The following is a 12,657-nucleotide window of genomic DNA, read 5'->3' on the forward strand; positions in this document are numbered from 1 at the left end:
TCTATTGCTTCTGGTGCGTGGCTCGGTGTCGAGGTGGGACAGGATGGTGTCTCGGCCATGGTGGCGTGGCCGGACGGCACGGCCACGGTGCTGCCCACGGCCGCCCCCGCCAGCATCCCGGGTGGACAGCCGAACGCTGACGCGGACGCCGCTAGCGGCCCGACGGTGGCGGTGCTGGCGCAGCTGTTCGGGCAGGTCGCGCAGGGGGCAGCGGCGTTGGGCGGCCGGGTGCCGGACGCGGTGACGGTGGTCGTACCGGCGGCGTGGGGGACGCGGCAGCTGCCGGCGGTGCGGCGCGCTGCGGCGGCGGCTGGGCTGGGCATGGTGGAGGTCCTGCCGAAGGCGGTGGCGGTGGGCTGGCATCTGCTTGCCGGTGGGTTGCAGCTGGAGCCTGGTGCGGTCGTGCTGCTGTGCGTGGTGGATGGAGGGTGCGCGGCGACGGTGCTGCGGCGCACCCGGGAGGGGTTCGAGGTGGTCTCGAGTGTGGACGAGGAGACGGTCGCTGCGGACATGACCGCCGCCGGCGGGCCGGTGGTGTGGTCGCGGGACGGGCTGTTGCGTGAGGTGGTGCGGCGGGCGATGACGGGGGCGCAGCTGGCCCCGGGGATGGCTGATCTGGTGTGTGCGGCCGGTCCGGGCGCGAACGCGGCGGTCGGCCGGGATTTGGCGGCGGTGTGCGGGGTGGAGCCGCTGCTGGTGGCCGAGCCGGTGCTCGCCGGGTTGCTGGGCGCGGTGCAGCGCGGTCCCGCTGGCGGCGGGCCGCGGGTGGCGCAGCCGCAGGCCGGGCGGCGTGAACTGGTGTCGGTGGCGCTGCCAGCATTGTGGTCGCTGGGGTTGTTCGGGCAGTTCCTGGCCGGTGCACAGCGCTACGGCCCGCGGGAGAAGCTGGCGGCGCCCGGCATGGTGCTGGCCTCATGGGGCGGGTTGGCGGTCGCCGCGGTGTTCGGGCTGGTCGCGGTGGCCGGTGGGTTAATGCTGGCGACGTCGGTCCGGCATGAACCGGCGCCCGGCAACAGCGGCGGTGGTGAGGTGCTGGCGTGGGTGCGGCATCGTCTCGAGGCCCTGGCCCTCGCCGGCGGCGCGGCCGGCGGTGTGGCGATCGCGGCGATGTTCAGTCTGGTGGCGGCAAGCTACTTCGATCTGGACGTGGGGCCGCTGCTGCGCTGGTCGGTGCTGCCGGTACTGCCAGCCGCGGTCGTGGTGCTCGGGCTGGCGGTAGTGGTGTGGCGGCGGCCGGACCCGCCTGGCGGGTCGTGGCCGGCGCATCTGCGGTTCCCGGCGTTGCCGGTGCTGTTGGCGGGGTTCGGCATGCTGCTGATCGCCTTCGACGAGACCGGCAGTCCCGGGTTGCTGCGGCCACTGGCGTGGCAGCTGGAGCAATGGCTGCCCCCTGGCCGGTTGACGATCATCGGCCCGGTCGGGCGGTTCGGTGGGCTGTGTATCGGCGTCGCAGTGGCGTTGCTGCTGGCGCGGCGCCTGGTCGCGCGGCTCGCGGTGGGTATCCCGCTGGCGCTGCTGCTCGCCGGTACCCTTGCCTGGCGCGTCACGGGCACGGTCGCTGTCGGTTTCGCGCTGGTCGTGGCCTGGTGGTGGGCGCACCGGGTGCTGCGATTGGTGTTGCGGCCGCTGCTGCTGCGCGCACCCGGCCCGGGATCGCCCTCGCAGGGGCCCGAGCAGTCCGAGCCGACGTATGGCGACCACCCGGACTGGGCACGGGCCGGGCAAATCGGCGATCTGGACGAGGTGCCAGGTTGGCCGGGCGCCGGCAGCTTCGACGCCGGTCCCGGTTGGCCGGCTGGTGGTGGAGCCGCACGATGAACGGCAAGGGCCGGCGGGCAATCCGGGCAGGTGCCGCGGCGGTCGTCCTGCTGGTCGTCCTCGCGGCGCTGCCGGCCGTGCTGGTGTACGTGCAGTCAGCGGTGGCCTGGGATTGGCGTGCGCTGCTGGCGCAGCCCATGTCAGCGCTCGGCGTGGCGGCAGCCGCGATCGGTGTCGGTTGGCTGGTGTGGGCCGCCCTGGTCTGGCAGATCATGGCTGATGGTGTCGCCGCGCTACGCGGCCGACGGCGGACGGTACCTCTGCCCGTGCCGGTGCATACCGCCGTCACCGCGGTCGTCGGTGCCATCCTGCTCGCACTGCAGGCCGCTCGCGGCAGCGTTCCGGCATCAGCATCGGTCGGGCTATCGGGCACCGCCGCCGCTGACGTGGACGGCGGCCAGCCACCCTCCGGCACTGGCGCACCGGCGGCGGCCTCGCGGATCGAGGCCGGGCTGGACCTCCCGGGCGGCTGGCTGTCGCTGCCGATCGCGGCCGCAGTCGGCGCTGCGGTGGCACTCGTCTGGGCGCAGACCCGCCGCCGGTACGCGCCCCGACCTCCCAGCGGCTGGCACCGCCACGACAGCGACCTCCCCGCCCCGAGCCGGCCGATCCGGCAGCTGCTCCAGACGATCCGGACGGCAACCGACGACGCCGTGCTCGGGGACGACCTCGTTAGCACCGGGGGACCCGCGGCGGGAACCGCAGCGCCCGGCGCGGCCGCCGACGTCGATGTGCCTCGAGCGTTGCTGGACCTGCTTCCAGCCGGCGAGCTGCGCCTGACCGGCCCGGGCGGGCACCAAGCCGCCCGTGGCATCCTCGTTGCCCTCACTGCCCTCGGCAGTCCACCGCGGATCACCCTGACCACCGACTTTCAAACCGCAGTCCTGGGCCTGCCCCACTCCCCTGCTCAGCCAGGACCGGCACTGGCACCCCCTGCCGGCGAAGACGCTCGGTTCGACGACACGACCGTCGTGTTCACCACCGGCGCCGGGCTCGACGACGCTGCCACACCCAGTGTCGTCAGCACGGAAGGGCGGGACGCCGCGCCGCCGGGTCCGGCCCGGCTCGTGATCCGGGTCGCCGCACTGCCGGGCGGCTCGGTGTGCTGGCATGTCAACGCGGACGGGACGGTCCGTGCCCTGACCGGGCCGCGACCCCCAGTCGGCCGGCTGGCCGTGCTGGATCGGCCAACCACGGCCGGTTTGCTCACCTTCCTCGGGTTCCTGCCGGCTCCAGGCCTACCGGGCCCGACCCACTCCAGCAATGGTGGCGCGGTAGCCGCCCCCGCTCAGACTGGTCTTGGTGGCTGGCCGGATGCCCCGCCGGACACAGTCGGCGCTTCCCGCCGACTCCTGGTCCGCGTGTTCGGAGAGGTGGTCGTGCTGCGGCCGCACCCGGACGGCTCGGCCAGCCCGGTCCCGGTTCGGCGCAGCGCCGGACGGCAGATCCTGGTCCTGCTCGCGGTGCATCGAGACGGGCTCACCGACGACGAGCTCAAAGAAGCCCTGTGGCCGGACGTGCCCGGCAGCGCCGCGCATCGGCGGTTCCTCACCACCATGTCCGAACTGCGCCGCGCCCTGCACCAAGCTGCCGGTCGCCCAGTCCTGCACCACGACCCGGCGACCGAAGCGCTCACCGGTGTTGCGTCGCGTCGGCACCGGCTGGACCCGGCCGCCGTCCAGGTCGACCTGTGGCGGCTGCAAGGTCTGCTCGATACCGCCGCCACCACCACCGACCAGGCGTACCGGCAGCTACTCCTTGCCGCCGCGACCGACGTCGCGCACGGGGAACTCGCCGCCGGCTGGACCTACGAATGGCTGCTCGCCGACCGGGAACGCATCGTGCGGCACCTGCTCGACGTCCACACCTACCTCGCCGACCTCGAACCCGACGACCACACCGCCGTGCGGCTGCTGCAGCAGGCCCTCCAGCTGGCACCCACCAACGAGCACCTGCACCGGCGAGTCCTGCAACGCCATGCCGCCGCCGGCGACCACGACGGGCTCCGCCGCGCCGCCGCCACCCTCACCGAGCACCTCACCGCACACAACCTGCAGCCCGAACCGGACACCGTAGCGGTCCTGACCACCCTCCTCGCCGGCACCACAGCGCCTGCCGATCCAACACCGGGAACGCAACGCGACCCGGCCATGCCGGAAGGAACCCCTGGATGAACAACCCCAGCGGTGACCAGCAGCAATCGCCGCACATCGCCGTTCCCGCCGCAGTGCCTGGCCCCTACCGCACACCGGCCGACCCGCCCCTCGGCCAGGCCACGCACGGTCGGCAACGAGCCCTACCGGCTGGGCCGGCAGCAGTACTCGTCCCGTTCCACGTCGGGCACAAACCCCGCATCCCAGTCGGGCAGCGCACCCCGATCCCGCTCGTGCCGGCGAACCTCCTGCCGCCCACCACAGCCCACCGGCCACCGCCGGGCAACCGGCGCCGGACCCTCCTCATCACGGCCCTGGCCGTCGCCGTCGGCCTGGCCATGGTCGCCGTCGTCGTCGTGCGGGCAACTTCAGGACCGGGCCCACGCGATGTCGTCGCTGACTTCTTCGCCGCCCTCGCTGCCCACGACCCGACCCGCATGCCGGCCGGGCCATGCCGCAACAATCCCCTATGCGTGACCGGCGCACTCAACACCGGCTACCAGCCCCCGAACGACGTAACCGTCGATGAGAACACTGGCACCGGCGACATCCGGCACGTCACAGTCGCCTACACCCTCGACGGCCACCGAACCACCACCACCGTCGAGGTGCAAGGCACCCCGCATGGCCTATTCGGCAGCCGCTTCTGGAGCATCACCACACCACCAGGCGCACACCTCACGATCCCCGACCAGACACCCGCCCCGATCACCATCGCGGCCACCCGTCTCCCCACAGCGCAGCCCGACCAGACCACCGTCCTGTGGGTCCCGCCCGGCCGATACACGCTCACCCGCCCAGCGACTCCCCTGCTCACCGCCGCGCAAACCACCATCACCAGCACCAGCGGGCCGATCACCATCACCATGCCGAACACCATCGAACCCACCGTCACCGCAACCGTCCAGCAGCTCATCCGCGACCGGATCACCGCCTGCGCCACCCAGAAACGCTTCAACCCGGCCGTCGGCCCACCTTCCACGACCTGGCACAGCTGCCCCATCACCTACGAAGACCGCTACACCATCAGCACCGACCCCACCTGGACCATCACCAGCTACCCGCAACTCAACCTCGAACCAGCCGACAACGGCGCCATCAACGTCACCACCGCCCAGCCCGGCCAAGCCACCATCCAATTCCAATGGACCCTGGACCTCGCCGAACCACGCACCTGGACCGACGTCACCGACACCATGGCCATCAACATCACCGGCCAGATCACCACCGCCAACGGCCAACTTGACTGGACACCCGCCTAACCCAGCGGAGACTGGCCGCATCGATGATCGCTGCATGAGGTTCGCGACGCCTATGCAGCAATCCCGTTCGGCGGAGTGACAGACCCCGGCAGGCCGCCCGGTGCAGCACCACCGGGCCCATCCCGTCGATTGGCGCCGCCACCACCGTTGCCCAGTCATCACTCGGGTCTGGATCGAGCGCTTCGAGCCGACTAACCGCGTACTCAGGGCCGCGGTCACGCCGACATTGGCATGGCCCACGATCGCGGCGGACGCTCCTGCGCACTGTGCGCTGCGCCGAGCCAGCCGCAGCGACCACGCTGCCGCGGCGCAACCCGCTGGCTAGCACCGGCTCCAACTCGAGCGGCACCAGCAGCGCGTTATCTATCGCCAGCGCAACACGGCATGCCCCCTCGGCCCGAGGTACACGCGACAAGGGCGACGGTGACCCCGTCGGGGACGGGTTGCTTCGACCGGCACGCGGTGCGTCGTGCCGTGATGCGAACCCTCGCTGGCTTCTGAGGTGCCGTGCTGTCAGTGGCCGTCATCCGCGCCGCGTGGCAGGGCATGATCATCGGGTTCGGCATCGACCTGTACGTCAGCCGCTGCTCGTCGACGTGTGGCGGTACCTGATCGACCCGCCCACGACACCGAGCGCTCGCTACTACTGGAGGCGACCAGGATCACCGCCCGGGACGCGTTCATCGGCATGGCCGCCGGCACCCGCGCCGAGATCGGCGTCGCTGTCGCGTTCAGACTGTGGCGTGGCGTCGAGCAACCCTCATGCCGCCTGGCGCTGACGCTGCGCGGGTGGCCGGCGGCTCCGCATGGGCGGACCGCCGGCCAGGCAGCCCGTGGCGGAATGACAGACGCCCGAGCTTGAGGTGCTGGCGCCCATGTCGGCGCGGGGATGTCTCGGCGCCCAGGGGGTTGTCACGACCAATCGCTGCCGGCTAGGCAGGAGGCGTCGCCGGACGTACAGCGGCCGCGCGAGCGGCCGGTGCGACCGGGACGTGATCAGCCTAATAAAATCGACCACTGTCTGTAGCTTCCGGTATCACTACGGACGGAATCCGGCGCGGGACGACACCATCTGGGAGGAGCGGACACGGCATGGGGCTCTACGGAACGTTCATCGTCGCTCGGGACAAGGCGCTGCTGCCGCACCTGCCCGAGGTTCAGCAGGCATTCGGCACCCGCGCGCTGCATCTGTGCCGCGGTAGGGACGACTGGCAACTGCTGTTGCTGCGGCCGCCCTACGGCCATCACTGGCCGACTGTCGGGGCCGGACCCGCACCGCTGGCCGAGGTGACCGGCGCACCTGCGCTTGCCGTCTGGGTCTCGGAGAGCTCATGCTTGCAGTACGCGGCTGCCACCCCCGGCGGCGGGTCGTGGACGGCGCATTTCGCCGATGAGGCCAACCACATCCCGAACCCGGACAGGGCTCCGCACGCGAGCCGATGCGCCTACGACCACCACCGCTGGTGCACGCTGCGGCTGCCCGAAGGCGTCGACGTGCCGCCCGACGACCAGGCCGCGTTGAGCGACAACCTGGCCGCATGGGCTGCGGCCGGTGGGCTGGCCACCACACCCCGGCGGATCCTCGAGGCGCTGGGCGCCAAGACCAACGAAGAGGCGATCTACGCACTCGTGGACGCACTCGACCTCGAGCCGCTTGAGTTCGTCGAGCCGTCGGTCGACCCCGACGATCCCAAATGGTTTGATGCGCGGCGGATCGGCGAGCACGAAAGCGCCCGGCTCGCCGGGGAGTGGGTGCTCCGGCTCAAGGGACGGGCCAATTCGGCCGATTGGGCCCAGCCATTGCCGGGCGCGGCGGAGTTCGTCCGGTTCCTGGATCTGGTCGAGGCGGCACAGTACGGTGGCGGCCTCACCCGGAAGCAACTGGCGGCCGAAGCGCAACGTCTGCTCGGAACCCATCCCGAGCCGTAGACCGCCACCCCCAGTCCACACGTTTCGCTGGACTTTGGCCGCGCCGCTGCGCCGATACCTCGCAGGCGGAAACGCCGCCCGGATTGACCTTCGAATGCCGGAATCAACCACCAGCCCCACGAGGCCGCTCGGCTTGGCGCGGGTCCGACCCGGCCGACGCCGAAGCCGCCGCCCGAGCCGCCCTTGCCAAACGAGCCAACGGCATCCCGAAACAGCGCGACGGGCGCGTCGAGGCGCTGCGCAACCTGCGAGTGCGCCGCCGCTGCGCCATTGCGCACCGCGCCGATGCGCAACGGGCGCATCCGGGCGCTGATCATCACCGCTCCGACCAGCTACATCGGCAACTACGCCCACTCATTGCGACCGAGCTCGTGGCCGCCTGCGCGGCGCGGCGTCCCGAGATGATCGACGCGCTCATGCCGGCGCCACTTCCCCGGGTTCGCCCGCGGCGGTCACCGCTGCCCGTCTGTCCGATCCCGCCTCGCCGGTCGACCTATAGCGCGGACAACGCTCACATTGACGAGAGCAACCATTGCTGCGGTGGCGGTTTCTGGGCGATGGCGATGCCCTCCGCAACCCCAACGGCTTGCCGACCGGGGTGATGACGAGCCGGCCCTGGAAGGGCACAGCTGGTTCGTCGCCCGCCTTTTCGCACACGCCATCTTCCACAGCGGATTCTGAGCGGCCCGCCCGGCGCCGCCGGTTCGAAACGATTTGGGGCCTGCGGCCCGGTCCGGTAGCATTCCTCCCAGCCGACGCGGGGTGGAGCAGCTCGGTAGCTCGCTGGGCTCATAACCCAGAGGTCGCAGGTTCAAATCCTGTCCCCGCTACAAAGAACGTGCAGGTCAGGACGCGGTTCCCGGATTCGGAGCCGCGTTTTTGATCTCCTTCCGGGCACTGTCCGGGCCAACGAGATAACACGGCCCGTCATGACCCGGCACGGTGGTCGTTCTCAGCCGATCGGGACGGCCAATTTGGCCCTGCGGGAGACGCGCACGACCAGCCGGTTTGCCGCCGGTGGTCGGCATCGCCTGCATCGACAACGACCTTGTAGTCAGCACGCGTCAGAGCGCACTCTGGTCGGTCAAGGACGGCAAGTTTGCAGTGCTCACCTCGGTGCCCTTGCAACCACCCAGCTTCGGCAGCACCGACACCATCGCGGCAGCGCCGAACGGCGACCTGGCCGTGCGAGTGACTGATCGCCGAGGCATGATCGTGCTAGACGCCGACCACGGCTACCGGCACAGCCGATTGGTGGAACTTCCCGATGCCGCCGGTGTAGGCGGCGACGATGGCGGCGGCCCGCGCCTCGTGTTTGGCGTACGCGTCGGGGTAGGCGCTGTGTTGCACCGCTTGCGCCGCCTCGGTGAGCGGCAGCGTCTGCCACCGGGGCACCGCGTTGAGTGCCTGGTAGAACTTCGTCGACGCGTCGTCGGGGTTCATGATCTGCTCCGGGGTCCCCACCCTTTCGACGGGCGCTGTTGGAACAGCCTCAACGAGTCGGTGTCGTTGCGGTCCCTGAGTATCGCGCGCAACAGCCACCACCGCCGTGCGCAACGTCCGCGACCCGCTCCCGGGGCCATGAGTCGATGCTTCGGCCCGTCCACACCACCGAGCCGAACCACGCTGGCACCCGACCGCCGCCCGGGGTCGCCATTGCCACAATCGCTGCCACCGTCGCACAGGTCCAATCGCCGCAGCCGTGGCGCTCGGCGCTCAGGGTCAGTCGCCAGCACGCTTCGCGACCACCATCGTCGCGATAGCATCTCTCGTTCTCGCCATCAGAGCGCCAGGTCGCCGACGTCAGTAACGATGGCGAGGGTCGCCACTATGGGTGCCTTCACGAATCCCGCGGCGATCACCGTCACGGCGATGAACAAGATCGATCGGATACGGGCGCAGTAGCCGACGCCTACGGCGGTAATCTGCCGGGCGGCAGCGAGGCCGAGGCATGGCCGTCCCTGCCGACCGCCGTCGGCACAATCGTGCACGCCCCGGACGTCTCCCCGTACTTCGTCAACTTCCGCGGCCTCGAGCCCCTGTCGTAACCAAGGCTGGGCGACGCTGGACGAGTTCAGTCCAGCGTCGTCGCGAAGCCGCCCGTCTCGTCCCAACCGATGCCGGCGAGGTCGTCCTGCAGCGTGAGCCAGCATGCCCGCAGGACTCGTTCATCGGCCCCGGACATGATCAGCGTCGCGACCATGTCGACGCCGTCGAGGCTCGGCGCTCCGGTCTCGTCGGCCACCGCCGTGACCTCCGCGGCAACCGACTCGCCATCCACCACGATGTCCACGTCCAGGTAACCGCCGGCGTCGCGCTGAAGCCGAAAGTAGCGATAGCCGTCCTGCTCAGGGCCATCGCCGTCCGCGATCGGGGCGCCGTCGTGCCGCCGCCGTACACCCTGGACGAACGCGCTCACCACGCCGTCCAGGTCACGGCCGGTCCGGCAGAAGAACCGCGCTTCAAACGCCATCTATGGACCACCCATCACCACGGTGATATTCAACCCTCGGTTAGCTCGCAGCCAGTCGTCATTAGCCCGCTGTTTCGAGTTTGCGGCTTCGTACTTCGATTTGGCCGACGGACCCCACTTCGTCTCAACGTACCCGGCGAACGTACCGTCTTCGTTCCAGACCGCCATGTCGAGTACGCGCTTTTCCGCCCGCCTTCGGAATCCAGAACGTCATCAGCGACGCGTCCTCGGCGTCCGTCACCACCCGCTTGCCTTGCGACCGCAGGTAGGCTGCGATGTCGTCGCGGAAGCTGTCGCCGGACTACAGCTGAACTTCCAGGTCCGCTGGGCGCACGATTGACCCAGGCTAACCCCCAACTGGCGTGATTCGGATCGGCTCCGCGAAGTCGAAATACATCACGAATCCGACATTCTCATTGTCCTGGCGCTCCACCTCGACCATCTCTACGGCATAATTGGCGCGCGGAAGATAGCCCATAGCCATCGGCGGATCGAATTGATGGACGTCTCGCACTATGACCCTGGTTGGTGGAATGAACAGCGAGCAGGTGTCGCCGACGCTTAGTCCCACATGCGGGTCAAGACGCCACGGCGTGTGAAACCATTCGATCCAGGTTGGATCACATGGAATTGCCTCCGTGCCATCCCATTGAGTCCGCGATTCTGGGTCGGTGTCCCGCCACGGCCACCTGACCATCACCCAGGACCGGACGATGCCGGAAACCTGTACCGACGTAGGTTCACATTCTATGAGAAGCATGTCGCCAGGCTTCAGAGTCATCCGGCACTCCAACTATCCGACGGTAGGACCTACATGTCGAAGGGATTTTAGCGCCACGGCAACAGACATGCGGGGGCCCTCGAAGCTAGTGGGGTTCGTTGCAGGTTCGATGCCCAGAGGACGCCCACCTCCAGGGATCGACGGAACGGAGCGTGATAGCCTCCCGTCACTCCGCTATTACCACATTGGCCATCACCAGAATTAATCTTCTCTCCAGCAGACTTGGGACGCTAGTCGCCGCACTCACAGTTCCAGTCATCGACTCTCTCCAGAACATGCGTTTCGGAGAGTTACGCGCATTTACTGACGGAAAGTTCGGGCGACCGATCACCATGTCAGGGCTCCCTCCGATGCGCGGATGGCAGCGCGCCCAGCACAATCCTCGGGACGACGCACCGAACTCCACCAGTTCATTCGGACCGAGGTTGTTTAGGATTCCTTCTTCAGCGTGGGAACCGTCGATGGTTTTCACGAAGGCATCCTTCGCCCACTGGGCCAACTGGTGGGTGCGGCGCCATTCCCATTGATACCCGTGCGAATGTGTAGATCACCGGTCACTGTATTGCGCACGCCGATGACGGACGTCGTGCCAGCCTCGATTCGCCGGAATGTCGGAAGTATGGTGAATGCGGCAGTGACTCCGACCCAGGCGATAAGGCGGTGCCGTGCGATGTCAACCCTGATCCATGCTTGAACCCGGAGTATGTTGCGCCTGTCAGCGTGCCTTTGCCGCCGGGTACCTATGGCCTCTGGCTCGGTGAGCAGTGCAACGTCGCCGGCTGTATTGGCGCTCAGGTGTTGTGTGAAAACTCGACGCAATGGTGTTCGGTGCAGTGGTATGCTCGTCCAACCGCCCCTTCCGGTTCGTTGATGCCAGATCCGCAAATTGAAGTATTGGTTAACGGTAGACGCGTAATTTGCCCGAAGCGATATAATCATTCAGTTGCGCTTCCGTACACGCTTCACGGATCGTTCGGTGTCCCTGGCGCCCACGGTCGGGGATACTATAGAGGCGTCCTGGGTACGACCCAGCATCTTACGAGGAGCGGCCTGACGCCGACTGGTGCCGACGCTACGGAGGAAGCTGGATATTCGGTAATTGAGGTTCGCGTTGGGGGAAAGCACATTTCCCCAGACGGTAGTCAAGGACACCTTGGAGGATATGGCCGATGGGGAATCTAGTCGTCATGTCCGGCTGGGGGTGACTTTCGATGCTTCAGCAGGAATTGGACATTCTTGTCAGGGCGGTCGTGATCGTTCAGCGAGATGTCGATGCGAGCGAGGTTCCCGCTCAAATTCATCTTGAGCTTGTCGGCAAAGATGGATGTCGTGACGCCTATCATGTTGCCCTGGCCAGCGGGGAATTTTGGGCAGGGACGACGGGGCTTTCGGGAGAAGATGAATCGGTCTCTATTTATGAAGTTGCCGACGGTGTGCAGGATCTCCTCGCGGAGGTGCTACGAGTTCCGTGGCCGCTTTGCCCGTGGCACCAAAATGTGTTGCGACTCGGGATGTTGAGGGCTGATGTGGAAGGTCAACGTCCTGGACGCGAATTTCCGTATTGGTTATGCCCGGCTAGCGGCGGCCATGTTGTTTCAGCAGTCGGGAGTCTGCATCCTTAACCGGTACAAGTCAGCCACCGGAGCGACGGCGCGCGGCGAGGCGCGCCGTCGACGCCACGCCGGAGCGAACCGGGCCTCCTGGCCGCCCAGCGACCAGCCCTGATTGACGTCGAGCTGCGCGCCGCGGATGGCTCACCGTCTTCTGGGTGCCGTCGGGCGACGCCGACATTGCCGAGCGGGTCCGCGCCCTGTACGACCCGGGCACGCTCGGCCTGCACACCGTCGCCGTCGACGCGATCCCCCGCCTGCGCTCCGGCAAGGTGGACCGCCGCGCCTTGTCGTCCTTGTCCGGGCCGGGAACGGCCACCGTGGAGCCAGGACCGGCGTAGGTGCGCTCCCGGTTCGTCGGCCCGCGCCGCTTCCGCGGCCGTCCAGGGTTGCCGCCCGACCCGAGCGGGCGATGATTCGCCCAGGCGGCCGCGTCGACACCGGCGACGAAGCCCTCGCCGAACTGAAGGTGCTCGTCGGCTACGACGACGACCTCGCCGGCGAGGTCACCCGCGTCAGCAACCGCATCCGTGGTCTGCGAACCCAGATCCACCCGCCGCTGGAGGGAGTACTCAGACCGAAGGTGCAGCATCCAGCGGTGCTGGCGCTGCTGTCGCGCTCCGGCGGCCGG

9 protein-coding genes, 1 tRNA gene and 2 pseudogenes are annotated in these 12,657 nt (G+C 68.6%); 8 read left to right on the plus strand and 4 right to left on the minus strand.

What is annotated here, in order from left to right; translation table 11 throughout:
* Nucleotides 1-165: 165 nt before the first annotated feature.
* The 5 genes from ABD352_RS12745 (at nucleotide 166) to ABD352_RS12765 (ending at nucleotide 7,992) form a co-directional block, all read left to right on the plus strand.
* Entirely contained in the window at nucleotides 166-1,818 is a 1,653-nt protein-coding gene (locus tag ABD352_RS12745) for a hypothetical protein (protein ID WP_344612509.1), read from the plus strand.
* Nucleotides 1,815-3,992, plus strand: a complete 2,178-nt coding sequence (locus ABD352_RS12750) for an AfsR/SARP family transcriptional regulator (RefSeq protein ID WP_344612510.1) — start codon at nucleotides 1,815-1,817, stop codon at nucleotides 3,990-3,992. Before ABD352_RS12745 ends, ABD352_RS12750 begins: the two co-directional genes overlap by 4 nt.
* 212 nt (nucleotides 3,993-4,204) lie before the next feature.
* Nucleotides 4,205-5,233, plus strand: a complete 1,029-nt coding sequence (locus tag ABD352_RS12755) for a hypothetical protein (protein WP_344612511.1) — start codon at nucleotides 4,205-4,207, stop codon at nucleotides 5,231-5,233.
* Nucleotides 5,234-6,325: 1,092 nt separating this feature from the next.
* Complete coding sequence (locus ABD352_RS12760) at nucleotides 6,326-7,162, plus strand: hypothetical protein (RefSeq protein WP_344612512.1); 837 nt, start codon at nucleotides 6,326-6,328, stop codon at nucleotides 7,160-7,162.
* A gap of 756 nt (nucleotides 7,163-7,918) precedes the next feature.
* Nucleotides 7,919-7,992 (plus strand) — tRNA-Met (locus ABD352_RS12765).
* Between the two features lie 439 nt (nucleotides 7,993-8,431).
* Here ABD352_RS12765 and ABD352_RS12770 read toward each other — a convergent pair.
* The 4 genes and pseudogenes from ABD352_RS12770 to ABD352_RS12785 all read right to left on the minus strand — a co-directional run.
* A pseudogene (locus ABD352_RS12770) lies at nucleotides 8,432-8,685 on the minus strand (hypothetical protein); the annotation flags it as partial.
* A gap of 551 nt (nucleotides 8,686-9,236) precedes the next feature.
* Nucleotides 9,237-9,581: a hypothetical protein gene (locus tag ABD352_RS12775; RefSeq protein WP_344612513.1), complete on the minus strand. Its 345-nt coding sequence runs from the start codon at nucleotides 9,579-9,581 to the stop codon at nucleotides 9,237-9,239.
* Between the two features lie 400 nt (nucleotides 9,582-9,981).
* Nucleotides 9,982-10,416 carry a hypothetical protein gene (locus tag ABD352_RS12780; RefSeq protein WP_344612514.1) on the minus strand — a complete coding sequence of 145 codons (435 nt, stop codon included), beginning with the start codon at nucleotides 10,414-10,416 and terminating at the stop codon, nucleotides 9,982-9,984.
* Between the two features lie 166 nt (nucleotides 10,417-10,582).
* On the minus strand, nucleotides 10,583-10,888 hold the full coding sequence (locus ABD352_RS12785; protein WP_344612515.1) for a hypothetical protein: 306 nt from the start codon (nucleotides 10,886-10,888) through the stop codon (nucleotides 10,583-10,585).
* 739 nt (nucleotides 10,889-11,627) lie between these two features.
* Between ABD352_RS12785 and ABD352_RS12790 the strand changes: the two genes are divergently transcribed.
* The 3 genes and pseudogenes from ABD352_RS12790 to ABD352_RS12800 form a co-directional block, all read left to right on the plus strand.
* Entirely contained in the window at nucleotides 11,628-12,038 is a 411-nt protein-coding gene (locus tag ABD352_RS12790; protein WP_344612516.1) for a hypothetical protein, read from the plus strand.
* Nucleotides 12,039-12,184: 146 nt separating this feature from the next.
* Nucleotides 12,185-12,367 carry a hypothetical protein gene (locus ABD352_RS12795; protein WP_344612517.1) on the plus strand — a complete coding sequence of 61 codons (183 nt, stop codon included), beginning with the start codon at nucleotides 12,185-12,187 and terminating at the stop codon, nucleotides 12,365-12,367.
* Between the two features lie 104 nt (nucleotides 12,368-12,471).
* Nucleotides 12,472-12,657: pseudogene (locus tag ABD352_RS12800) on the plus strand (IS110 family transposase); the annotation flags it as partial.

The sequence above is a fragment of the Dactylosporangium salmoneum genome (assembly GCF_039532525.1).
Classification (GTDB): Bacteria; Actinomycetota; Actinomycetes; order Mycobacteriales; family Micromonosporaceae; genus Dactylosporangium; species Dactylosporangium salmoneum.